17 protein-coding genes are annotated in these 24,650 nt (G+C 69.7%); 1 reads left to right on the plus strand and 16 read right to left on the minus strand.

Annotated features, from left to right (window positions below; genetic code table 11):
- Positions 1-158 precede the first annotated feature (158 nt).
- The 15 genes from rpmA to ACWDEX_RS01075 all read right to left on the minus strand — a co-directional run bounded on the left by rpmA (position 159) and on the right by ACWDEX_RS01075 (position 22,012).
- A complete protein-coding gene (gene rpmA / locus ACWDEX_RS01005; protein ID WP_061922958.1) occupies positions 159-413 on the minus strand; it encodes a 50S ribosomal protein L27 in 255 nt (84 codons plus the stop codon).
- A 14-nt stretch (positions 414-427) separates the two neighbouring features.
- Positions 428-748 (minus strand): 50S ribosomal protein L21, encoded by a 321-nt coding sequence (gene rplU, locus ACWDEX_RS01010; protein ID WP_450460978.1) that lies wholly within the window; start codon positions 746-748, stop codon positions 428-430.
- 330 nt (positions 749-1,078) lie between these two features.
- On the minus strand, positions 1,079-5,209 hold the full coding sequence (locus ACWDEX_RS01015; RefSeq protein WP_450460979.1) for an Rne/Rng family ribonuclease: 4,131 nt from the start codon (positions 5,207-5,209) through the stop codon (positions 1,079-1,081).
- 259 nt (positions 5,210-5,468) lie between these two features.
- Positions 5,469-6,254, minus strand: coding sequence for a TIGR03936 family radical SAM-associated protein (locus ACWDEX_RS01020; RefSeq protein WP_450460980.1), 786 nt, complete (start codon positions 6,252-6,254; stop codon positions 5,469-5,471).
- A gap of 208 nt (positions 6,255-6,462) precedes the next feature.
- Entirely contained in the window at positions 6,463-8,388 is a 1,926-nt protein-coding gene (locus ACWDEX_RS01025; RefSeq protein WP_450460981.1) for a TIGR03960 family B12-binding radical SAM protein, read from the minus strand.
- Positions 8,389-8,518: 130 nt separating this feature from the next.
- Positions 8,519-10,039: a CYTH and CHAD domain-containing protein gene (locus ACWDEX_RS01030; protein ID WP_450460982.1), complete on the minus strand. Its 1,521-nt coding sequence runs from the start codon at positions 10,037-10,039 to the stop codon at positions 8,519-8,521.
- 157 nt (positions 10,040-10,196) lie between these two features.
- Complete coding sequence (rodA, locus tag ACWDEX_RS01035; protein ID WP_450460983.1) at positions 10,197-11,396, minus strand: rod shape-determining protein RodA; 1,200 nt, start codon at positions 11,394-11,396, stop codon at positions 10,197-10,199.
- On the minus strand, positions 11,393-13,642 hold the full coding sequence (gene mrdA / locus ACWDEX_RS01040) for a penicillin-binding protein 2 (protein WP_450460984.1): 2,250 nt from the start codon (positions 13,640-13,642) through the stop codon (positions 11,393-11,395). The genes rodA and mrdA overlap by 4 nt, the downstream gene beginning before the upstream one ends.
- Positions 13,643-13,721: 79 nt before the next feature.
- Entirely contained in the window at positions 13,722-14,390 is a 669-nt protein-coding gene (gene mreD / locus ACWDEX_RS01045) for a rod shape-determining protein MreD (protein WP_450460985.1), read from the minus strand.
- Between the two features lie 11 nt (positions 14,391-14,401).
- Positions 14,402-15,340, minus strand: a complete 939-nt coding sequence (gene mreC / locus ACWDEX_RS01050) for a rod shape-determining protein MreC (protein ID WP_450460986.1) — start codon at positions 15,338-15,340, stop codon at positions 14,402-14,404.
- A gap of 204 nt (positions 15,341-15,544) precedes the next feature.
- Entirely contained in the window at positions 15,545-16,564 is a 1,020-nt protein-coding gene (locus ACWDEX_RS01055; protein WP_265568118.1) for a rod shape-determining protein, read from the minus strand.
- 341 nt (positions 16,565-16,905) lie between these two features.
- Positions 16,906-17,319 carry a nucleoside-diphosphate kinase gene (gene ndk, locus ACWDEX_RS01060; RefSeq protein WP_450460987.1) on the minus strand — a complete coding sequence of 138 codons (414 nt, stop codon included), beginning with the start codon at positions 17,317-17,319 and terminating at the stop codon, positions 16,906-16,908.
- A gap of 90 nt (positions 17,320-17,409) precedes the next feature.
- Positions 17,410-17,760: a DUF4233 domain-containing protein gene (locus tag ACWDEX_RS01065; RefSeq protein ID WP_450460988.1), complete on the minus strand. Its 351-nt coding sequence runs from the start codon at positions 17,758-17,760 to the stop codon at positions 17,410-17,412.
- Positions 17,761-17,766: 6 nt separating this feature from the next.
- On the minus strand, positions 17,767-19,314 hold the full coding sequence (gene folC, locus ACWDEX_RS01070; RefSeq protein ID WP_450460989.1) for a bifunctional tetrahydrofolate synthase/dihydrofolate synthase: 1,548 nt from the start codon (positions 19,312-19,314) through the stop codon (positions 17,767-17,769).
- A 73-nt stretch (positions 19,315-19,387) separates the two neighbouring features.
- Positions 19,388-22,012: a valine--tRNA ligase gene (locus tag ACWDEX_RS01075; protein ID WP_450460990.1), complete on the minus strand. Its 2,625-nt coding sequence runs from the start codon at positions 22,010-22,012 to the stop codon at positions 19,388-19,390.
- Between the two features lie 136 nt (positions 22,013-22,148).
- Between ACWDEX_RS01075 and ACWDEX_RS01080 the strand changes: the two genes are divergently transcribed.
- Positions 22,149-23,132 (plus strand): hypothetical protein, encoded by a 984-nt coding sequence (locus ACWDEX_RS01080; protein WP_450460991.1) that lies wholly within the window; start codon positions 22,149-22,151, stop codon positions 23,130-23,132.
- Positions 23,133-23,201: 69 nt separating this feature from the next.
- Here the strand turns inward: ACWDEX_RS01080 and clpX are convergent, their stop codons facing one another.
- Positions 23,202-24,488, minus strand: coding sequence for an ATP-dependent Clp protease ATP-binding subunit ClpX (gene clpX, locus ACWDEX_RS01085; protein ID WP_450460992.1), 1,287 nt, complete (start codon positions 24,486-24,488; stop codon positions 23,202-23,204).
- Positions 24,489-24,650: the final 162 nt, after the last annotated feature.

The following is a 24,650-nucleotide window of genomic DNA, read 5'->3' on the forward strand; positions in this document are numbered from 1 at the left end:
TTGGTGCCTCCTGGGGGGTCCCCGGCCGACGGCTGGGGGAGTACGGAATGTATGTGCTGCTCAACAAGCGAAAGGCGGACCCGCCTTCCCGACCGGGAAGTGAGGTCCGCCTCGCGCGAAGATTTCGCGATCGTTCGCGAAGCCGTGAAGCGCTCGGGTCAGGCGACCGGAACGATGTTCACGACCTTGCGGCCACGGTGGGAGCCGAACTCCACCGCACCGGCCTGCAGCGCGAACAGCGTGTCGTCGCCGCCGCGACCCACGCCCGCACCCGGGTGGAAGTGGGTACCGCGCTGGCGGACCAGGATCTCACCCGCGTTCACGACCTGACCGCCGAAGCGCTTCACGCCGAGCCGCTGAGCGTTCGAGTCGCGACCGTTCCGGGTGGACGATGCGCCCTTCTTGTGTGCCATCTGTTCTCAGTCCCTTACTTCGCAGCCGTGGGGATCGACATGACCTTGATCGCCGTGTACTGCTGGCGGTGGCCCTGGCGACGGCGGTAGCCGGTCTTGTTCTTGTAGCGCAGAATGTCGATCTTCTGGCCCTTGTGGTGGTCCACGACCTCGGCCTGGACCTTGATGCCGGCCAGCACCCACGGGTCGCTGGTCACTGCGTCGCCGTCGACAACGAGCAGGGTCGAGAGCTCGACCGTGTCGCCAACCTTGGCAGTGGAAATCTTGTCAACCTCAACGATGTCGCCGACAGCAACCTTGTGCTGGCGACCACCGCTGCGCACGATGGCGTACACGCGGATCTCACTCTCATTCGGAACGGAACCCCTGATGCCAGCCGCCCACACGGGTCCGCAAGGACCCGATAAATCCAGGAGGACGAGCGGCCTCCCCCGTTCCGACGGGCCCTGACGGTTCCCGGGGCGGGAGGTGAGGTGCTCAGGAGTTGGCGTATTGGAACACGCCGACGGCCAAGGTTACGGGGCCCGCCCCACAGGGGTCAAACCGGACCCAGCTCTCGGGCGAGCGCGCCGACGTGGTGCGCGTACGCCTCCCTGATCCGTGGGGGTGGGAAACGGTGTGGTCCTGCCCGCAACGGACAGGACCACACCGTTCCGGCGAGTGCGTCAGCTCTCGTCGGTGGAAGCCGAGACGGAGGACAGCGTCTGCTGTGCCGCCGCCGTCTTCTTCGCCGCCGTCTTCTTGGCGGTGGCCTTCTTGGCCGTCGTCTTCTTGGCGGCCGTCTTCTTCGCCGCCGTCTTCTCGGTGGCGGCCTTCTTCGCCGTCGCCTTCTTCGCCGTCGCCTTCTCGGCAGTCGCCTTCTTGGTGGCGGCCTTCTTCGCCGTCGCCTTCTTGGTGGCGGCCTTCTTGGTGGCGGCCTTCTTGGTGGCGGCCTTCTTCGCCGTCGCCTTCCTGGCGGGCGCCTCGGCCTCGGTCCCGGCCTCCGCGGGGGCCTCGGCCTGGGGTGCGGCGGGAGCCTCCGTCGCCGGGAGGACCACGACCGCCGCCTCCTCGGACGAGGTGGGTGCGGTGGCCTTGCGGACGGCACGGCGGCGCGGACGGGCCGGAGCGGCTTCCTCGACGGGCGCCTCGACCGGCTCGGCGGCCACCTCGGCCGGAGCCTCGGCCTGCGGCGCGGGCTCGGTGACCGTCACCACGGCCTCCGTGGGCGAACCGGCCGGTGCCGACGCCTTGCGGGTGGCACGGCGGCGCGTACGGCCCTTGGGCGCGGCCTCCTCCTCGACGGGCGCGGGTGCCTCGACGACCGGGTCCTCGGCCGCCACCGGCTCCGCCTCCGCGGCCTCCCGGGACTTCGGTGCGCGCTCGTCCTTACGGGACTTCGGCGCCCGCTCCTCGGTCCGCGGTGCACCCGCCGGAGCGGACGCCCGCCGGGTCGACCGACGCCGCGTACGGCCCCGGGAAGCGGCGGCCTCGGCCTCGGCGACGCTGCTGTACAGCTCCTCGTCGGGTGCGAACGCCGGCTCGGGCAGCGCGACGGGAGCCGCGGCCTCGGCGGTCACCTCGACCTCGGTCTCGACGGCCGGTGCGGCCTCGACGACCACCTCGGCCTCCGTGGCCACCGCCTCTTGCGTCTCGGGCTCGGCGGCGCCCTTGCCGCGCTTCTTGCGCTTGCCGCCACCGGTGGCGGCGGCCTGGTCCAGATGCACGATCACGCCACGGCCGTTGCAGTGGACACAGCTCTCGGAGAAGGACTCCAGCAGACCCTGCCCGACGCGTTTGCGCGTCATCTGGACGAGGCCCAGCGAGGTCACCTCGGCGACCTGGTGCTTCGTGCGGTCCCGGCCCAGGCACTCCAGCAGGCGCCGCAGCACCAGGTCACGGTTGGACTCCAGCACCATGTCGATGAAGTCGATGACGATGATGCCGCCGAGGTCGCGCAGCCGGAGCTGACGGACGATCTCCTCGGCCGCCTCCAGGTTGTTCCTGGTGACGGTCTCCTCGAGGTTGCCGCCCTGGCCGGTGAACTTGCCGGTGTTGACGTCGACGACGACCATCGCCTCGGTCCGGTCGATCACCAGCGACCCGCCACTGGGCAGCCACACCTTGCGGTCCAGTGCCTTGGCGAGCTGCTCGTCGATCCGGTACGTGGCGAAGGCGTCGACCTCGCTCGTCCACTTCTTCAGTCGATCGGCCAGGTCGGGCGCGACGTGCGAGACATAGCCGTGGATGGTCTGCCAGGCCTCGTCGCCGCTCACGAGGACCTTGGAGAAGTCCTCGTTGAAGATGTCGCGCACGACACGGACGGTCATGTCCGGCTCGCCGTACAGCAGCGTCGGCGCGCCGCCGTTCTTGGCCTTCTTCTGGATCTCTTCCCACTGCGCCTGCAGCCGCTCGACGTCCCGGCGCAGCTCGTCCTCGCTCGCGCCCTCGGCGGCGGTGCGCACGATGACACCCGCGTCCTCGGGGACGATCTTCTTGAGGATGGACTTCAGCCGGGCCCGCTCGGTGTCGGGCAGCTTGCGGCTGATGCCGGTCATCGAACCCTCGGGCACGTAGACCAGGTAGCGGCCGGGCAGGGAGACCTGGCTGGTCAGACGGGCACCCTTGTGTCCGATCGGGTCCTTGGTGACCTGGACGAGCACGGACTGCCCGGACTTCAGCGCGGACTCGATGCGCCGCGGGCCGTTGGCCATCCCCAGCGCCTCGAAGTTGACCTCACCGGCGTACAGCACGGCGTTGCGGCCCTTGCCGATGTCGATGAAGGCGGCCTCCATCGACGGCAGGACGTTCTGCACCTTGCCGAGGTAGACGTTGCCGACGTACGAGGTCGACTGCTCCTTGTTGACGTAGTGCTCGACGAGCACGCCGTCCTCCAGGACGCCGATCTGCGTGCGCTCGCCGCTCTGGCGTACCACCATCACGCGCTCGACGGCCTCGCGGCGGGCCAGGAACTCCGCCTCGGTGATGATCGGGACGCGACGGCGGCCCTGCTCGCGGCCTTCGCGGCGACGCTGCTTCTTGGCCTCCAGACGGGTGGAGCCCTTGATGGACTGCACCTCGTCGACGCCCTCCCGCTCTTCCTTCTTGCGGGGCTCGCGGACCTTGACGACCGTGCGCTCCGGGTCGTCGGACGAGGGCTCGTTGTCGGCGGCCGTGTCACCGGCCCGGCGACGACGACGGCGACGACGACGGCTGCTGGAGCTGGAGGCCTCCGGCTCCTCGCCGGGCTCCTCCTCCGCCTCCTCGGCGTCTTCCTCCACCTGCTCGGCGGTGTCCTCGGCGTCCTGCGCGGCCTGCTCGGCGGCGAGTTCCTCGGTCTCCGCGGACTCGCCCTCGGCGGACTCACCACGGCGACGGCGACGGCCGCCACGGCGACGGCGACGACGCGAACCGGCCTCCTCGGCCTCTTCCTCGCCCTCGGCCGACTCCTCCGGCTCCTCGGCCTCCTCCACCTCTTCGGTGGTCTCGGGCGTCACGGTCACGGGCTCCTCGTCACCGCCACGGCGCCGACGACGGCGACGCGGGCCGGCGGTCTCCTGCTCGGCGGCCTCCTCCTGCTCCGCGGCCTCGGCGGCTGCGGCAGCGGCGGCCCGCTCCGGGGTCTGGAACATGGGCTGAGCGAACACCGGCGCCTGGAACGTGGGTACAGCGGGCCGCTCGGGCCGCTGCGCGGCCTCGGGCGACTCCGTGGCGGCAGGCTGCGCGGGCTCGGAGAAACCACCGGCGGCCTTACGGACGACGCGGCGGCGGGACCGGCGGGGACCGGCGTCCTCGGCGACCGGCTCCAGCTCCGGCGTGGCGGTCGCCGGGACGGGGATCTCGACGGCCTCGGTGGCGGTCTTCCCTGCCTCGACGGTGGCCACGGGTGCCTTCGCACGCACGGCGGTGGTCTCCTCCTCGGGGGCACCGGCGGGCGCGGACACCCGGCGGGTGACCCGGCGACGGGAGCGGCGGGGGGCGGTCTCCTCGGCGGCGGGGGTCTCGACGGCGGGAGCCTCGGCGGGGGTCTCGACGGCGGGAGCCTCAGCAGGGGTCTCGGCGGCAGGGGCGGCCTCGGCCTCCTCGCTCGACGGCGCCTCCACGGGCGCGGGAGCCTCGGTCGGCGAGGTCACCCGACGCGTGGCACGACGACGTCCACGACGCGGCGCCGCCTCCTCCATGATCGACTCGGCCTCGGACTCGGCCTCAGCGGCAGGCGTCTCCACAGCCGCCTCGGCGGCCTCGCCACCGGCAGACGCCGTCACCTCGACCGCCTGCGCGGACTCCGGCGCCCCGGCCGGCGAAGTCACCCGACGCGTGGCACGACGACGCCCACGACGCGGCGCCGCCTCCTCGGGCACTACGGCCTCGGCCTCAGCGGCAGGCGCCTCCACAGCCGCCTCGGCGGCCTCGCCACCGGCAGACGCCGTCACCTCGACCGCCTGCGCGGACTCCGGCGCCCCGGCCGGCGAAGTCACCCGACGCGTGGCACGACGACGCCCACGACGCGGCGCCGCCTCCTCGGGCACTACGGCCTCGGCCTCACCGGAAACGGCAGCCTCGGCCACCGCCTCCGTCTCTTCGATCTCTTCCGCCCCAGTGAGCGCCGTGGCCGGTACGGCCTCGGCAGGCTGCGCGGTCTCCGCGGCCGGTATGGCCGGCGCCGCCCCTGCCACGGCCTCGGTCGTCGCGGCTTCGGCGGCGGCCGTCGGCGGGCCCGCCGGACGCGACGCGGCGCGGCGTCGGCGACGCGGGGGCAGGGTGTCGCTGGGGGTGCTGTGTGCGGAACCCTTGATGGGTTCGGTCGGCTCGAGCATGCGGGCGTTTCTCCCGTCAGGCTCCCGGGCGCCGCGCCTGGTCCGGCATCGCCGGTGACGTCCGCGGCTCGCGCGATGCGCGGTGCCGCCGTCCGGGGCGCGGGCGCCACACGGGAGCTTTCTGTGTCCTGTCTCGCCGGTTCCGTACGCCATGTACGTACGGCCTGGCGAAAGTCTTCTGGTCGGTGCGCTGCCCGACCCAGGTGGCTCCCGAGTACGAGGGCGGCGCTACGACGTCCGTCCCTACGCGGATCCTTCCTTACACCGGCGCCTTCGCGGCGGCAGCGGCGGCGGCCGTGGTCGGCTCGGTCGCTACTGCCTCGCGGTCGGGCGCGAGCGGGTCGGTCACCGTGCCGGTCTCTTCATCGAGCAGCCCCTGCGCCAGCCTGGTCACCGCTGCGGGGACCGGCGGCGCCAGGTCGGCCACGGCGCGGAGACCGGACAGGACGTCGTCGGGTCGTACGGCAGGCGTCACGTGCCGAACAACCAGCCGCAGTATCGCACAGGGCCGGTCGGTCGGCCTATCAGCCTGCGAACTCCGCGCTGCAGCACCTTCACGGCTTTCAAGGCTCGCGACGGCCGCACGGGCGTCGAAAGTACGGACGCCGTTCTTGGTCCTGCGCTGAACCTCGATGGTCTCGGCCGCATTGAAGGCCGCCGCGGCGCGCTCGGCGTCCGCGGGCTCCACACCGTCCAGGCGCAGTTCCCATACCGACGCCGCGAGCCGGTCGGCGAGCCCGGAGGTGCGGGCCTCGACCGCGTCGACGATGTCGAGCCCTGTGGGCAGCGACCCGTCGAGGAGTTCGCGCAGCCGATCCGGGTCGCGCGCCTCGGTGAGCGCGATCTCCAGATACTCCGCCTCACTGCCCGTGCCGGTGGGTGCGGCATTGGCATACGACACCTTCGGATGCGGCGTGAACCCTGCCGAGTACGCCATCGGCACCTCGGCACGGCGCAGCGCACGCTCGAAGGCGCGCTGGAAATCACGGTGGCTGGTGAACCGGAGGCGGCCGCGCTTGGTGTAACGCAGTCGGATGCGCTGCACCGCGGGTGCGGGCGGCGGGCCTTCGGGCTGTCGCTTGCCCAGTGTCGTTCAGTCCTTCGTGAGAGCGGTCGTACTACTACCAAGAGTACGTGTCTCGGCGGCCTCGGGTCCCGCCGGGAGACCGGCCGGGGCTCGCGAGGGCCGCCGAAGGGCGCGCGCCGCTGCTGCCCCCGGCAAAGTCCCGAGTGCGATCAGCGGCGCGGCACCTCTACTTCTTGACCGTCAGCGGCAGCAGTTTCCTGCCGGTGGGGCCGATTTGGATGGAAGTGTCCATGGCGGGGCACACGCCGCAGTCGAAGCACGGCGTCCAGCGGCAGTCCTCGACCTCCGTCTCGTCGAGGGCGTCCTGCCAGTCCTCCCAGAGCCAGTCCTTGTCGAGGCCCGAGTCGAGGTGGTCCCAGGGCAGGACCTCCTCGTACGTGCGCTCGCGGGTCGTGTACCAGTCGAGGTCCACGCCCTGGGGGGCAAGTGCCTTGTCCGCGCAGTTCATCCAGCGGTCGTAGGAGAAGTGCTCACGCCAGCCGTCGAAGCGGCCGCCGTCCTCGTAGACCGCGCGGATCACCGCACCGATGCGGCGGTCGCCACGCGAGAGCAGACCCTCGACGATGCCGGGCTTGCCGTCGTGGTAGCGGAAGCCGATCGAACGGCCGTACTTCTTGTCGCCGCGGATCTTGTCGCGGAGCTTCTCCAGGCGGGCGTCCGTCTCCTCGGCCGAGAGCTGGGGCGCCCACTGGAAGGGGGTGTGGGGTTTGGGGACGAAGCCGCCGATGGACACCGTGCAGCGGATGTCGTTCGAGCCCGAGACCTCACGGCCCTTCTGGATCACGCGCGTCGCCATGTCGGCGATCTGCAGGACGTCGTCGTCCGTCTCCGTGGGCAGCCCGCACATGAAGTACAGCTTCACCTGACGCCAGCCGTTGCCGTAGGCGGTCGCGACGGTCCTGATCAGGTCCTCTTCCGAGACCATCTTGTTGATGACCTTGCGGATACGCTCCGAACCGCCCTCGGGGGCGAAGGTGAGGCCGGAGCGCCGGCCGTTGCGCGTCAGCTCGTTCGCCAGGTCGATGTTGAAGGCGTCCACCCGGGTCGACGGGAGCGACAGACCGATCTTGTCGTCCTCGTAGCGGTCCGCCAGGCCCTTGGCGATGTCGCCGATCTCGGAGTGGTCCGCGGAGGACAGCGAGAGGAGGCCCACCTCCTCGAAGCCCGTCGCCTTCAGACCCTTGTCGACCATGGCGCCGATGCCCGTGATGGAGCGCTCGCGCACCGGGCGGGTGATCATGCCCGCCTGGCAGAAACGGCAGCCTCGCGTGCAGCCACGGAAGATCTCCACGGACATGCGTTCATGGACCGTCTCCGCCAGGGGCACGAGGGGCTGCTTGGGGTAGGGCCACTCGTCGAGGTCCATCACCGTGTGCTTGGACACACGCCACGGGACGCCCGACTTGTTGGGGACGACCCGGCCGATGCGGCCGTCGGGGAGGTATTCGACGTCGTAGAAGCCCGGGACGTAGACCCCGCCCGTCTTGGCCAGGCGGAACAGCAGCTCCTCGCGGCCACCCGGTCGGCCCTCCGCCTTCCAGGCCCGGATGATCTCGGTGATCTCCAGGACCGCCTGCTCACCGTCGCCGATGACCGCGCAGTCGATGAAGTCCGCGATGGGCTCGGGGTTGAAGGCCGCGTGGCCGCCCGCCAGGACGATCGGGTCGTCCAGGGTTCGGTCCTTGGACTCCAGCGGGATGCCCGCCAGGTCCAGGGCCGTCAGCATGTTCGTGTAGCCCAGTTCGGTGGAGAAGGACAGACCGAAGACGTCGAAGGCCTTCACCGGGCGGTGGCTGTCCACCGTGAACTGCGGGACGTCGTGCTCCCGCATCAGCGCCTCGAGGTCCGGCCACACGCTGTAGGTGCGCTCGGCGAGGACGCCCTGCCGCTCGTTCAGGACCTCGTAGAGGATCATGACGCCCTGGTTGGGCAGGCCGACCTCGTACGCGTCGGGGTACATGAGCGCCCAGCGGACGTCGCACTCCTCCCACACTTTGACGGTCGAGTTCAGCTCGCCGCCGACGTACTGGATCGGCTTCTGCACGTGCGGCAGCAGTGCCTCAAGCTGAGGGAAGACGGACTCGGCAGGCATCTTGCGGACCTTCGTGAGCTGACAGGGGACTCTCAAGCGTAACGGTTGTGGAGTCGCCCCCGACACGACGAGATCACGGCGGGAGCACGCCGCGCGACGGTCGTCCCCGCGTCGCCGGCCAAGCCGTGCTTCAGATCGGGTGACCGGTCGCGTCCTCGCTCGTGGCCGCCCTCCACGCGGTCGGCAGCGCCGCCTCGCACTCGGCCGCGCGCTGCTCCTCGCGCCCGTACAGGACGCCGTAGGTGAAAGTGTTCTCCCCCGCCGTGTGAGCCTGGGCCGACAGCTCCGTCAGCGCGCTGCGGGCCATCACACTGTCCTGGTGTTCGCCGAGCAGGGTCTGCAGGGATTTCATCGACTCGACCAGCGCCTCGGCCTGCGTGCCCAGCGCGGGCACGGCGGCCTCGGCCGCGTACCGGGTGCGCTTGGCCTTCTTGCGGGCCTCGTGCATCGCGACGTCGCGGTCGTGGCCCGGTGGCAGGTCGAGGGCCTGGCTCACCAGCTCGCCGACCTTGCGGAGGTCCTGTCGTACGGCATGGGCGATCACCTTCGGCGGGCTTCCGGCGGCCGCCTTCAGCAACGGCGGCTCGGCGATCAGGTCGTCCAGCGCGCCCAGCAGCGCCAGGTAGCGCCTGCTGTCCAGGACCGCGGTGAGTCGACGCCGGGAGCCGCCGCGCCGGGCGTTCGACCAGGTGCGCAGGCGCTTGCGGACAGGACCGGCGACCAGCGGCCGGGGCAGTGCCCGGACGGCGGTCGTCAGGCGTTCCGTCAGCACCTCCTGGTCGCGGTCCACGCCCAGCTCGCCGGCCAGCCACTTCAGCTCGTCGGCGATCGGGTCGGTGGCGCCGCGGTCCAGAACCCGGGCGTAAGAGCGGAGGGTGCTGCGCAGTCGGCGGGTGGCCACGCGCATGGAGTGCACGGAGTCAAAGACGTCCCGGCGCACCGCGGGGTCCAGTTCGACGATCGCGTCCCGCTGGGCGCGGACATAGGTGAGGACGTGGTCGCCCGCGGTGACCGGCCTCCTTCGTGGGCCGGTCGCGGCGGGCCCCGCGCGTCGGCCCGTCTCCTCGAGGGCCCTGGCCAGCTTGGACCCGGCCGACGAGCGGCTCAGCCCGGCTTCGCGGAGTTTCTCGTCGACCTTGTCGAGGAAGGCGGGGTCGCCGTCGTCCGCCAGTTCGACCTCGAGCTCGGTCCATTCGGCGGTGCCGGTGCCGCCGCTGAGCCGTTCGGCGCGGACCCGGTCGAGGCTGACCTCGGCGAGCAGGGCGCCGTCGGCGTCGACGAGGTGGCGGATGTCGCGGTCGGAGCGCAGTCGCACGACGGGAACGAGTTCGGCGTCGCGGACGCGGGAGCGGACGAGGCCGGACAGGTCCGCGGGCACCTTGTCGGAGAGCGGAGCACGGATCTCGTCGCGTACACCGTCGGAGACCGGCAGCTTGAGGTGCCAGCCGGCGTCGCCGCCTCCGGTTCGGCGGCGCAGGGTCAGGGAAGCGCGGGCGAGCCGTTCGTCGGGGGTGTCGTAGTAGGTGGCGTCGAGTTCGGCGACGCCCTTGTCGATGACGGCGAAGACCCCGGCGACGCCGGTCAGATCGGGCAGCCCGTCCCCGGTGGCGACCTCGTACTTCCGCTCGATTTCGCGTTTCGTGTCCGCCATGTACCGAATCTAGTTGCATTCGGGCCGGGAAGGCAGGGCCTCCCCGGCCATGCACCGCGAAGGCTCGGGGAGCCCCGGAGCTGACCGGTGCGCGGGCAACGGCGGCCGTCCTGGTTCGGACGGAGCCGCCACCCGTGCCACGGACCGGTCCGCTCCCCTACGCCGACATCGGCCGCTGCACCTGGATCGACTGCAGCAGTCCCACCGCGATCCAGACGGCGAACATCGACGAGCCGCCGTACGACACGAACGGCAGCGGCAGCCCGGCGACCGGCATGATGCCGAGGGTCATGCCGATGTTCTCGAAGGCCTGGAAGGCGAACCAGGCGATGACGCCGGCGGCCACGATCGTGCCGTAGAGCTCAGTGGTCTCACGGGCGATCCGGCAGGCGCGCCACAGGAGGACGCCGAGGAGGACGATGATCAGGCCGGCACCGACGAAGCCCAGTTCCTCGCCCGCGACCGTGAAGACGAAGTCGGTCTGCTGCTCGGGCACGAACTGGCCGGTGGTCTGCGAGCCGTGGAAGAGGCCCGAGCCGGTCAGTCCGCCGGAACCGATCGCGATGCGCGCCTGGTTGGTGTTGTAGCCGACGCCGGAGGGGTCGAGGCTCGGATTGGCGAAGGCCGCGAAGCGGTTGATCTGGTACTCGTCCAGAATGTGCAGTTGCCAGACGGCGACCGCACCCGCGGCGCCCGCACCGAGCAGGCCGAAGATCCAGCGGTTGGAGGCGCCGGAGGCGAGCAGCACGCCCAGCACCGTGATCACCATGACCATGACCGAGCCGAGGTCGGGCATCAGCAGGACGATCGCTATCGGGATCGCGGCCAGCCCCAGCGACTGGGCCACGGTCCGGTGGTCGGGGTACTCCTTGTCCCCCGCGTCGACCCGGGCGCCGAGCAGCATCGCCATGCCCAGAATGATGGTGATCTTCGTGAACTCGGACGGTTGGAGGGAGAAGCCGCCGCCCAGGACGATCCAGTTGCGGTTGCCGTTGATGGTGGCGCCGAGCGGGGTGAGCACCAGCAGCACCCCCAGGATCGACATGCCGTACAGGATCGGCACGGCGGTGCGCAGGGTGCGGTGGCCGAGCCAGACCGTGCCGACCATCAGGGCGACCCCGATGCCGACGTTCATCAGGTGCCGGACCAGGAAGTAGTACGGGTCCCCGTGGTTGAGCTCGGTGCGGCCCCGGGTGGCCGAGTAGACGAGGGCGGAGCCGATCAGGGACAGGGCCGTGGCAGACAGCAGTATCGGCCAGTCGAGGCGGCGGGCCAGGCTGTCACGGGCGAAGACCCGAGTCCAGCCGGGCCGCTCGGGGCCGTACCCGGAGACGGAGAAGTTGTTCGCTCCGGTCACGTCAGGATCCTTCGCCTCTTCCTCGGGCGGTCCGTACGCCTCCGGGTGCGGTTGCTCTCGGCCGGCGAGGGCGCGGTGGCCGACGGGTTGTCCGTGGGCGTGCCCTGCCGGTCCTGCCCGGCGGCGTCGTCGGCTTTCGGCTGGTACTTGTCGATCTTCGGGGCCGGGATCGAGCCGTCGGGCTGGATCTTGGGAAGACCCTTCTGCGGGGTGTACAGGAGCGCCTTCTTCTTGTCGATCGAGCCGTCCTTCTGAACGCCGTACAGGGCGTCGTAGATGTTGTGGATGGCCTGACCGGAGGCGCCCGAGCCGGTACCGGCCTGGGAGATGGTCATCACGACCGCGTAGTCCTTGGAGTACGTGGACAGCCATGACGTCGTCTGCTTGCCGTAGACCTCGGCGGTACCGGTCTTGGCGTGCAGCGGGATCTTGTCCTGCGGCCAGCCGCCGAACTTCCAGGCGGCGGTACCGCGGGTGACGACGCCCGCGAGGGCCTCCTCCATGACGTCCCGCGTCTTCTTGTCGATCGGCGCCCTGCCGTGCGACTTGGGCTTGATCTCGGTGACCTTCTTACCGTCGGGGCTGACGACGGCCTTGCCGATGCTCGGGTTCCACAGGGTGCCGCCGTTGGAGATGGCCGAGTAGATGACGGCCTGCTGGATCGGGGTCACGAGGGTGTCGCCCTGGCCGATGGAGTAGTTGATCGCGTCACCCTCGCGCATCTTGTTGCCCTCGAGGCAGTTCTCGTAGGCGATCTTCTCCACGTAGTCGCCGTCCTTCTTGCCGCTCTTGCACCAGGCGTCCTTGTTCGCCTCCCAGTACCTCTGCTTCCACTGGCGGTCGGGGACGCGGCCGGTGACCTCGTTGGGCAGGTCGATGCCGGTGGTCTTGCCAAGTCCGAACTGGTGAGCGGCCTTGTAGAAGTAGTCCTTGGGCTGCCCCTTCTTGGGGTTGATGCCGCCGTCCTTCTTCCACTCGTTGTCGGCGAGGCCGTAGAAGACGGTGTCGCAGGAGACCTCCAGCGCCCGGCCGAGCGAGATCGGGCCGAAGTTCTCCCCTTCGAAGTTCTTGAAGACCTGGTTGCCGACCGTGTACGAGCTGGTGCAGGGGTAGTGGCCGTCGAAGTCGTAGCCGGCCTCGACGGCGGCGGCGGTGGAGACCACCTTGAAGGTGGAGCCGGGGGCCGACTGGCCCTGAATGGCCCGGTTGAGCAGCGGGTAGTCGGAGTCCTTGCCGGTGAGCTTCTTGTAGTCCTTGGCGGAGATGCCGCCGACCCAGACGTTCGGGTCGTAGGTCGGGTTGGACGCCATGGCGACGATACGGCCGGTCTTGGCCTCCATCACCACGACGGCACCGGAGTCGGCCTTGTAGTTCTCACCGGTGATCTTGTCGAACTGGCCCCGGGCGGCCTTCATCGCCTCGTTCAGCTCGTACTCGGCGACCGCCTGGACGCGGGCGTCGATGCTGGTGATCAGCTTGGATCCGGGTTCGGCGATGTCGCTGTTGGCCTTGCCGATGACACGGCCGAGGTTGTCGACCTCGTAGCGGGTGATGCCGGCCTTGCCGCGCAGTATCCGGTCGTACTGGCGCTCGAGGCCGGAACGGCCGACCTGGTCGGAGCGCAGGTAGGGGGAGTCGGTGTCCTTGGCCTGCTGGATCTCGTCGTCGGTGACGGGCGAGAGATACCCGAGGACCTGGGCGGTGTTGGCGTTGCCGGGGCTCGGGTAGCGGCGGACGGCCTCGGGCTCGGCGGTGATGCCGGGGAAGTCCTCGGAGCGCTCGCGGAGCTGCAGGGCCTGCCGTGGGGTGGCATCGTCAGTGATCGGGATGGGCTGGTACGGGGATCCGTTCCAGCAGGGCTGTGGCGTCTTGGCGTCGCAGAGGCGGACCTTGTCCATGACGTCCTGGGGCTTCATGTCCAGGACGCCTGCCAACTTGGTGAGCACCGCCTTGCCGTGGTCCTTCATCTTCAGCAGGTCGGTGCGGGAGGCGGAGACCACGAGGCGGGTCTCATTGTCGGCGATCGCGACGCCGCGCGCGTCCAGGATCTCGCCGCGCACGGCCGGCTGGACGACCTGCTGGACGTGGTTGCCGGAGGCCTCCTTGGCGTACTGCGCGCCGTTGCGGATCTGGAGGTACCAGAGGCGGCCGCCGAGGGTGCCCAGGAGAGAGAGGACGAGGATCTGGACGACGACAAGGCGGATCTGGACCCGGGGCGTCCGTCCGGTCTCGGGAATATTGGTCATGCCGCTCCCTCGCGGTACGCGTTCACGTCATACGCATACATGGCCAACCTGTGCGGCCGGGTGGTCGGCTGTCGGGGCGTCACAGTCGCTTGACCCCCTTGATGCGGCCCGCGCGGGCCATGCGGGCCTTGGCCGCCTTGACGCGCAGTCCCCCGCGCCGGCCGCGGATGCGCAGTCCGGTGCCGGAGGAGAGCCAGCCGGAGGAGACGTCGGCCGCCTTGGCGGAGCCGGCCTCGGCGAGCGGGTCGTTCTCGGCGCGGCGGGCCAGGGCCATCAGCCCGGGGACCACGAAGGGCGCGAGCAGCAGGTCGTACACCGCGGCCGTGAACAGCAGGCCGCCCAGGCCCACATGGCGGGCGGCGGTGTCGCCGACGAGGGCGCCCACGAGCGCGTACAGCAGGGTGGAGCCGATCGCGGCGGCGACCACGACGGCCATCGGGCCGGTGGCGGATTTGACGCGGCCGTTCTCGGGCCGGGCCAGGCCGACGAGGTAGCCGATGACGCAGAGCACGAGCGCGTAGCGGCCGGCGGCGTGGTCGGCGGGCGGGGCGAGGTCGGAGAGCAGGCCCGCGCCGAAGCCGATGAGGCAGCCGCCGACGTGACCGTAGACCAGGGCGAGGGCGACGACGGTCAGCAGCACCAGGTCGGGGACGGCGCCGGGCAGGTGGAGGCGGGCGAGCACGCTCACCTGGATCATGAGGGCGACGATCACCAGGGGGGTGGCGAGCAGCATCCGGTTGAGGCGCATCTGTTCAGCTCCTAGTAGTCCGTCTGCTCGTCGCCGGCGGAGGCCGAGGGGGTGACGGTGACCGTCACGGTCGGCGTGGGCGTCGGCTGGGGCTTCGGGGGCAGGACCGTGTCACGCGGGTCCTTCTTCGGTGCCTTGACGACGACGCCGACGACGTCGAGCTTGCTGAAGGACACGAACGGCTTCACATAGATCGTGCGGGTCAGGTCGCCGCCGGAGGGGTCGACCCGGGAGACCACACCGACCGGGACGCCGGGCACGAACGGCTTGTCGGCCTCCGAGCCGAAGGTGACGAGGCGGTCGCCCTTCTTCACGCCGGCCTTGGCGTTGAGGAGTTGCACGCGCAACGGGCGGTCGCCCTGCCCGGAGGCGAAGCCGAGTTCGTCACTGCTCTCCATGCGGGTGCCGACGGTGAAGTCCGGGTCGCTGGCCAGCAGCACGGTCGAGGTGCTGGGGCCGACGGTGGTGACGCGGCCGACCAGTCCGTCGCCGTTGAGGACGGTCATGTCGCGCTTGATGCCGTCGTTCGCGCCCATGTCGATGGTGACGGTCCAGGAGAAGCCCTGGGCCGCTCCTATGGCGATGACCTCGGCGCCCTTGATTCCGTACTGGCCCTCGCCCGCCACCCGGATCATCTTGTCGAGTTGTTTGACGCGGCTGCGGTTGCGGTCGTCGCTGCCCAGCTTCGCCTTCAGCGCGGCGTTGTCGCGCTCGAGTTGGGCGATGCGGTCGTGCCTGCTGCCGGAGTCGCGTACGGCCGCGATCGCGTTGCCCACGGGGTCGACGGCGGACGACATCCCGTTCTCGATCGGGCCGAAGACCGTGGCAGCGGCCTGGCGGGCACCTTCGACCGGTGAGTCCTGGCCTCCACGGATGTCCACCGTGATCAGAGCGAACGCGATGGCGATCAGCAGCACCAGGAGCAGCCGGCTCTCTCGTGTGTCCCTCACGTGCGGCGGCCGTGCCTTCCTCGTCGGAATGTGTAGGGCGGGCCCCCGGGGGTGCCCGGTGGGCACGTACCCGGCGGACCATACCTGGCAGGCACAACCCGGTGGGCGGATTCCGGGGGGTGTTATGGGGGTGTTTATGCCTCTATATCAACGATCCGCCGCACGAGGGAAGTTCAACTCGTACGGCGGGATCGAAGTGTCACGTCATCTGCGGGGCTGGGCGTCCAGCACCTGCTGGAGTGCCTCGAACTCCTCGACGCACTTGCCCGAGCCCAGCGCCACGCTGTCCAGCGGGTCCTCGGCGATGTGGATCGGCATGCCGGTCTCCCGGCGCAGCCGCTCGTCGAGGCCGCGTAGCAGGGCGCCGCCGCCGGTGAGGACGATGCCACGGTCCATGACGTCACCGGACAGCTCCGGCGGGCACTTGTCGAGGGTCGTCTTGACCGCGTCCACGATCGCGTTGACCGGCTCCTCGATGGCCTTGCGGACCTCGGCCGCCGAGATGACGACGGTCTTGGGCAGCCCGGAGACCAGGTCCCGGCCGCGGATTTCGGTGTGCTCGTCAGCGTCGAGGTCGTACGCCGAACCGATCGTGATCTTGATCTGTTCGGCCGTCCGTTCGCCAAGGAGGAGGGAGTACTCCTTCTTGACGTGCTGGATGATGGCGTTGTCCAGCTCATCACCCGCGACGCGGATGGACTGGGCGGTGACGATGCCGCCGAGCGAGATGACCGCGACCTCCGTGGTGCCGCCGCCGATGTCCACCACCATGTTGCCCGTGGCCTCGTGGACCGGCAGGCCGGAACCGATGGCCGCGGCCATCGGCTCCTCGATGATGTGCACCTGGCGGGCACCGGCCTGGGACGACGCCTCGATCACGGCGCGGCGCTCGACGCCTGTGATGCCCGACGGCACACAGACGACGACCCGCGGACGAGCCAGATACCGCCGCTTGTGGATCTTCAGGATGAAGTAGCGGAGCATCCTCTCGGTGATCTCGAAGTCGGCGATCACGCCGTCCTTCAACGGGCGCACAGCCACGATGTTGCCCGGCGTCCGGCCGATCATCTTCTTGGCTTCCGCGCCGACCGCCAGGATGCCACCGGTGTTGGTGTTGATCGCGACGACGGACGGCTCGTTGAGTACGATCCCGCGACCCCTGACGTACACCAGCGTGTTGGCGGTCCCGAGGTCGACAGCCATGTCACGGCCGATGAACGACATTGAGTTCCCCATCAGGATTCGTCTGGCCTTCCCAAGTAGAGCTTTTGATGGCTTTGGTTGGGGTGGCGAAGTGGGTGCAGTGACGTGAAGGCTTCCATCGTAGTCTCGCCTGCACGAACACTGCGCGAGGGTCTCTGCCATTGTCAGCAGATGACGTGCCTCCTCGCTTCAGGAGACGATCGTTCGGGTGTAGCCGTTCCCTCGAACGGCACCGATGTACCAAGGGGACGGCCGGGTTTCCCGGGCCGTGTTCCACGGTCGCCCCGTTCACACGTCCGGGTGACGTGACGAGCCCTCAAGAACCACTCAGGGGGTAGTTCGGACGTTCATGGTCCGTATGTTCAGAAACGGCCGGGGAAGAAGATCTTCAGCTCACGCGCGGCGGACTCCTCGGAGTCGGACGCGTGGATCAGGTTCTCGCGGACGATCACGCCGTAGTCACCGCGGATCGAGCCGGGAGCGGCGGCGATCGGGTCGGTCGGGCCGGCGAGCGCACGCAGGCCCTCGATGACCCGCTCGCCCTCGACGACGAACGCGACGACCGGACCGGAGGCCATGAACTCCATCAGCGGCTCGTAGAACGGCTTGCCCTTGTGCTCGCCGTAGTGCTGCTCCAGCGTGTCCTGGTCCAGGGTGCGCAGCTCCAGCGCGCTGATGGTCCAGCCGGCCTTGCGCTCGATACGGCTGATGATCTCGCCGATCAGCCCACGACGGACGGCGTCGGGCTTGAGGAGGACGAGGGTGCGCTGGGTCACGGGGACGGCTCCTTACAGGTCGCGGTTGTGCGGTGCGTAGAGGCTACAGGGCTGGCTGTGGTGGCAGTCACGCAGCGTCAGGTTCACGCCCTAAGCGGGACTGCCCTCATCGCCGCGCGCGGCGAACCGCGCCTTCGCCTCGTCGATCTTTCTGCCGTAGTGCACGGACGCCCACCACAGCGCCGCGAAGACCACACCCAGGAAGAACATCGTCGTCACGAAGTACCCGGAGGCGATCAGCGCGATCTGCAGGGCCCAGCCGAGCTGGACGCCGCCGCGGCGGGTGATCATGCCGCACAGCAGGATGCTGAGCACCATGGCGATGCCGCTGACCGTCCAGACGGTGCCCATGGAGAGGTCCGGGTCCTTCATCGCGACCAGACCGGCGAAGCCGATGACGAAGAACTCGCCGATGAGGGTCGAAGCGCAGAGCGTACGCACGGAAAGTCAGCCCCTCCCAAGGAGCAGTCGGGCCTCGCCGACGGTGACGACGGAACCGGTGATGAGCACACCTGCGCCTGCGTACTCCCCCTCCTCCTCGGCGAGAGTGATCGCGGCCTCCAGCGCGTCGGGCAACCGCGGCTCGACCTGGACGCGCTCCTCGCCGAAGACCTCGACGGCGATCGCCGCCAGTTCGTCGGCGTCCATCGCACGGTGGCTGGAGTTCTGGGTGACGACGACCTCGGCGAAGACCGGCTCGAAGGCCTCGAGGAGACCCCGTACGTTCTTGTCGCCGCTCGCGCCCACGACGCCGATCAGCCGGCTGAAGTCGAACGCCTCGCTCACGGCATCGGCGGTGGCGCGGGCGCCCGCGGGGTTGTGCGCGGCGTCCAGGACGACGGTCGGGGAGCGCCGGACGACCTCCAGGCGGCCGGGGGACGCCACCGACGCGAAGGCCTTGCGGACCGTCTCGGCGTCCAGCGGCTCGGGCCGCTGGGAGCCGACGCCGAAGAACGCCTCGACGGCGGCGAGGGCCACGGCCGCGTTGTGGGCCTGGTAGGCGCCGTGCAGCGGCAGGTACACCTCGGGGTACTCGCCGCCGAGGCCGCGCAGGGTCAGGAGCTGGCCGCCGACGGCCACCTGCCGGGCGACGACCCCGAACTCCAGGCCCTCGCGGGCCACGGTCGCGTCCACCTCGACGGCCTTCTTCAGCAGCACCTGGGCCGCGTCGACCGGCTGCTGGGCCAGGATCACGGTGGCGTCCTGCTTGACGATGCCGGCCTTCTCCCGGGCGATCTCGCCGGGCGTGGTGCCGAGCCTGTCGGTGTGGTCGAGGTCGATGGGGGTGATGACGGCGACATCGGCGTCGATGACGTTCGTGGCGTCCCAGCTGCCGCCCATGCCCACCTCGACGACGGCGACGTCGACGGGCGCGTCCGCGAAGGCCGCGTACGCCATGGCGGTGAGCACCTCGAAGAAGGAGAGCCGGTACTCCTGCTGGGCGTCGATCATCTCGATGTACGGCTTGATGTCGTGGTACGTCTCGATGAAGCGTTCGGCAGAGATGGGGGCGCCGTCGAGGCTGATGCGCTCGGTGATCGACTGCACGTGCGGGCTGGTGTAGCGGCCGGTGCGCAGTTCGAAGGCGCCGAGGAGGGCCTCGATCATGCGGGCGGTGGACGTCTTGCCGTTGGTGCCCGTGATGTGGATGGAGGGGTACGACCGCTGCGGCTCCCCCAAGAGGTCCATCAGCGCGGAGATACGGCTGACGGAGGGCTCCAGCTTGGTCTCGCCCCAGCGGGTGGCCAGCTCGGTCTCGACCTCCCGCAGCGCCTTGTCGACCTCGGGGTCGGTGGGCCGCGCGGGCACGTCGGCCTGGGGCGGCCCGCCCTGCGTGCGCAGGGTGCGGCTGCCGGCCTCGATCACGGCGAGGTCGGGGGTTGGGGTCTCCCCTGTTCGAGCGGAGTCGAGAACTTGGGGAAGGTTGGTCTCGTCCGCGACGATCTGCTCGAAGGGGTCGCTCTCGTTGGGGTCGCGCGGGGGCAGGTCACTCACGGGTGCCAGTCTACGTACACACGACCGCGGGCCCGGCGCCTGTACGGCGTCGGGCCCGCGGGAGTGCTGACGGTCAGCTCGCCGGCAGCTTGGACAGCTGGTTCTCGATCCGCGCGATGTCCTCCCCGGCCTTGGCCAGCCGCGTGCGGATCTTCTCCACGACGTTGTCCGGGGCCTTCGCGAGGAAGGCCTCGTTGCCGAGCTTGGCCTCCGCCTGCTGCCGCTCCTTCTGCGCCGCCGCCAGGTCCTTGGTCAGTCGCTTGCGCTCCGCAGCCACGTCGATCGTGCCCGACAGGTCGAGGGCGACCGTGGCGCCCGCGACCGGCAGGGTCGCCGTCGCCGTGAAGTTCTCGCCCTCCGGCTGCAGGCGCAGCAGTTGGCGGATCGCCGCCTCGTGCGGGGCGAGGGCCGTGCCGTCGAGGGTGAGCCGGGCCGGGACCCGCTGGCCGGGCTGCAGGCCCTGGTCTGCGCGGAAGCGGCGGACCTCGGTGATGACCGACTGGAGGGTCTCGATCTCCTGCTCGGCCGTCTCGTCGCGGAAGCCACTGTCCTTCGGCCATTCCGCGACGACGAGGGACTCACCACCGGTCAGGGTGGTCCACAGAGTCTCGGTGACGAACGGCACAACCGGGTGCAGCAGCTTCAGGGTGACGTCCAGGACCTCACCGAGGACGCGCTTGCTGACCTCGGCCGCCTCGCCGCCCGCTTGGAAGGTGGTCTTGGACAGCTCGACGTACCAGTCGAACACCTCGTCCCACGCGAAGTGGAAGAGGGCGTCGGACAGCTTGGCGAACTGGAAGTCGTCGTAGTACGCGTCGACTTCGGCGACGACGGAGTTCAGCCGGGACAGGATCCACCGGTCGGTCGCCGACATCTTCGACGCGTCCGGCAGCGGGCCCTCGACCGTCGCGCCGTTCATCAGCGCGAAGCGGGTGGCGTTCCAGATCTTGTTGGCGAAGTTGCGGGAGCCCTGGACCCAGTCCTCGCCGATCGGGACGTCGACGCCCGGGTTGGCGCCGCGCGCCAGCGTGAAGCGCAGCGCGTCCGAGCCGTACTTGTCCATCCAGTCGAGCGGGTTGACCGCGTTGCCGAAGGACTTCGACATCTTCTTGCCGAACTGGTCGCGGACCATGCCGTGCAGGGCGATGGTGTGGAACGGCGGGGTGCCGTCCATCGCGTACAGGCCGAACATCATCATCCGGGCGACCCAGAAGAAGAGGATGTCGTAGCCGGTGACCAGGACGGAGTTCGGGTAGAACTTCGCGAGGCTCTCGGTCTGTTCGGGCCAGCCGAGGGTGGAGAACGGCCACAGGCCGGAGGAGAACCAGGTGTCGAGGACGTCGGTGTCCTGGTGCCAGCCCTCGCCGCTCGGCGGTTCCTCGTTCGGTCCGACGCAGACGACCTCGCCGTTCGGTCCGTACCAGACGGGGATGCGGTGGCCCCACCACAACTGCCGCGAGATGCACCAGTCGTGGAGGTTGTCGACCCAGTCGAAGTACCGCTTCTCCATCTCCTGCGGGTGGATCTTGACCTTGCCCTCGCGGACCGCGTCACCGGCGGCCTTCGCGAGCGGTCCGACCTTGACCCACCACTGCATGGACAGCCGTGGCTCGATGGTGGTCTTGCAGCGGGAGCAATGGCCGACCGAGTGGGTGTAGGGGCGCTTCTCGGCCACGATCCGGCCCTCGGCGCGCAGGGCGGCGACGATGGCCGAGCGGGCCTCCAGACGGTCCAGGCCCTGGAAGGGGCCGTGGGTGGTGATCACCGCGTGCTCGTCCATGACGGCGACGGACGGCAGGTTGTGTCGCTGCCCGATCTCGAAGTCGTTCGGGTCGTGGGCCGGCGTGACCTTGACCGCGCCGGTGCCGAACTCGGGGTCCACGTGCGCGTCGGCGACCACGGGAATGCGGCGGCCGGTCAGCGGCAGCTCGATCTCGGTGCCGACCATGTGCCGGTAGCGGTCGTCGTCCGGGTGCACCGCGACGGCGGTGTCGCCGAGCATCGTCTCCGCGCGGGTCGTCGCGACGACGATCGAGGAGTCGCCCTCGCCGTAGCGGATGGAGACCAGCTCGCCGTCGTCGTCCTGGTACTCCACCTCGATGTCGGAGATGGCGGTCAGACAGCGCGGGCACCAGTTGATGATGCGCTCGGCGCGGTAGATGAGTTCGTCGTCGTAGAGCCGCTTGAAGATGGTCTGGACGGCCTGCGACAGCCCCTCGTCCATGGTGAAGCGCTCACGGGACCAGGCGACGCCGTCTCCCAGGCGCCGCATCTGGCCGGAGATCTGCCCGCCGGACTCGGACTTCCACTGCCAGACGCGCTCGACGAAGGCCTCGCGGCCCAGGTCGTGCCGCGACTTGCTTTCCTTGGCGAGCTCCCGCTCGACGACGTTCTGCGTGGCGATGCCGGCGTGGTCCATGCCGGGCTGCCACAGCGTCTCGTAGCCCTGCATGCGCTTGCGGCGGGTGAGAGCGTCGATGAGGGTGTGCTCGAAGGCGTGCCCGAGGTGCAGGCTGCCGGTGACGTTCGGCGGCGGGATGACGACGGTGAAGGGCGGCTTGTCGCTCTTCTCGTCGGCCTCGAAGTAGCCCCGCTCTACCCAGCGCTCGTACAGCGGCCCCTCTACGTCGGCCGGCGCGTACTGGGTCGGCAGTTCGGTGGAGGGCGCTGTTGGCTGCTGCTGAGCGTTATCGGTCACGGGGCCAGTTTAGAGGTGGTACCGGCCAGCCCCGAAACGCGTTTGTTTCGTAACGGTGTGCGGCCCGGTGACGTGCGCGCGCCATATCTGCGCCAGGATGTCTCGAACGTATAAGCACCTGGAGGGGAACCCCGCAATGAGCAACAACCAGCCGGGCCCGTACGGCGGGCAGCCACAGCAGCCCGGACCGTACGGCCAACCGGGGCAGCCTGGGCCCTACGGCCAGCCGCCGCAGGCCCCGCAGCCCGGCTACGGCCAGCCGCCGCAGGCCCCCCAGCCTGGCTACGGCTACCCCCAGCAGGCCCCGCCGGCCCAGCCGCCCGGCTACGGCTACCCGCAGCAGCCCCCGCAGGGCGTCCCGCCCCAGCAGAACCCGTACGGGCAGCAGCAGCCGTACGGCCAGCAGCCCCAGTACGGCCAGCAGCCGCCCTACGGCGAGGTACCGCAGCCTCCGGCCTCCGGTGGCGGCGGGAAGAAGACGGCCCTGATCGTCGGCGCGGTCGCCGTCGTGGCGGCGATCGCGGTGGGCGCGTACTTCGTGATCGGCGGGGGCGGGGGTTCGAACATCGCGGATGACGGCCCGCACAAGCTGACGACGCCGGCGGCGGTTCTCGGCGGTGAGTACAAGAAGGAAGGCAACGACAGCGGCGGCGGCTTCAGCCAGAGCGACCTCAAGAAAGCCGAGGAACGCGGTGTGAAGAACGCGAAGCAAGTCAACGCCGGTTACTCGGCCAAGAACACGGACAACCCGCTGGCCTCGCGGGCGATCAATTTCGAGGGCGTCTACGGCGACATCAGCGATCCGGAGAAGGTCGTCGACGCCATGTTCGTCGAGGCCAAGAAGAACGCCTCGAAGGAAGGCGACGGCGAGGTCATCGGCAGTCCGCAGGCCTACAAGCCGAGCGGTCTCGACGGTGCGGTCCTCAAGTGCCAGGAGATGAAGGTCAAGCAGGGCAAGACGGATGTCCACATGCCGGTGTGCATCTGGGGCGATCACAGCACGATCGGCGTCTTCATCCACGTGGACTTGGCCGACGCCGCGTCCGGCAAGAGCCCCGACCTGCAGAGCGCGGCCGAGCTGACCGCCAACTTCCGCAAGGAAGTCCGCGTCAAGGCCTGACGCCAGGCACGTGACATGGGAAAGGGGCCCCGATCGACCGGGGCCCCTTTCCCATGCCTGGACCAGCGCTTACGCCGTCTTCTGCTCCCCCGCCCCGTGCCCCCGCGCATCCCGCGGGATCAGCGTCGGGTTCACGTTCGACAGGACCACGTCCGCCGTGATGACGACGCGGGCCACGTCCTTGCGAGAGGGGACCTCGTACATCACCGCCTGGAGGACCTCCTCCATGATGGCGCGCAGACCCCGGGCGCCGGTCTGGCGGAGGATCGCCTGGTCCGCGATCGCCTCCAGCGCCTCGCGTTCGAAGTCCAGTTCCACGCCGTCGAGTTCGAAGAGGCGCTGGTACTGCTTCACCAGCGCGTTACGCGGCTCCACGAGGATCTGGAGCAGGGCCTTGCGGTCGAGGTTGTGGACCGAGGTGATGACCGGGAGGCGGCCGATGAACTCCGGGATCATCCCGAACTTCACCAGGTCCTCGGGCATCACGTCCTGGAACTGGTCCTTGGACGCCAGTTCGCGCTTGGAGTGGATGGTCGCGCCGAAACCGATGCCCTTGGCTCCGGCCCGCGACTCGATGATCTTCTCCAGGCCCGAGAAAGCGCCGCCCACGATGAACAGCACGTTCGTCGTGTCGATCTGGATGAACTCCTGGTGCGGGTGCTTGCGGCCGCCCTGGGGCGGGACCGAGGCGGTGGTCCCCTCGAGGATCTTCAGGAGCGCCTGCTGGACGCCTTCGCCCGAGACGTCCCGGGTGATCGACGGGTTCTCGCTCTTGCGGGCCACCTTGTCGATCTCGTCGATGTAGATGATGCCCGTCTCGGCCTTCTTGACGTCGTAGTCAGCGGCCTGGATCAGCTTCAGGAGGATGTTCTCGACGTCCTCGCCCACATAGCCCGCCTCCGTCAGCGCCGTGGCGTCGGCGATGGCGAAGGGCACGTTGAGCATGCGGGCCAGGGTCTGCGCGAGGAGCGTCTTGCCGGAGCCCGTGGGGCCAAGCAGCAGGATGTTCGACTTCGCCAACTCGATGGCGTCCTCGCGGCCTTGGGCCCCGCCGTTCTCACCGGCCTGGACCCGCTTGTAGTGGTTGTACACCGCGACGGACAGGGCCTTCTTCGCGGCCTCCTGACCTACGACGTACCCCTCGAGAAACTCGTAGATCTCGCGGGGCTTGGGGAGTTCCTCCCAGCGCACCTCGCTGGTCTCCGCGAGTTCTTCCTCGATGATCTCGTTGCAGAGATCGATGCACTCGTCGCAGATGTACACACCGGGGCCTGCGATGAGCTTCTTGACCTGCTTCTGGCTCTTGCCGCAGAACGAGCACTTGAGCAGATCGCCGCCGTCACCGATGCGTGCCACGGTGTGCTTCCCCTTCGCCTGGGAGACGCCTTGGATCCAGCGGCTCCTGGTGCTGCCTTATGTCCGACGGTACCTTGCCGAGCCCCCCGTTCGGGCCCCCCTCGGCACGGTTCACCGCGAGGTGCGCCGTGTCGAACCGTGCCGGAGGAGCGGCAGACGATA

It is taken from the genome of Streptomyces sp. NPDC001020, assembly GCF_053599115.1.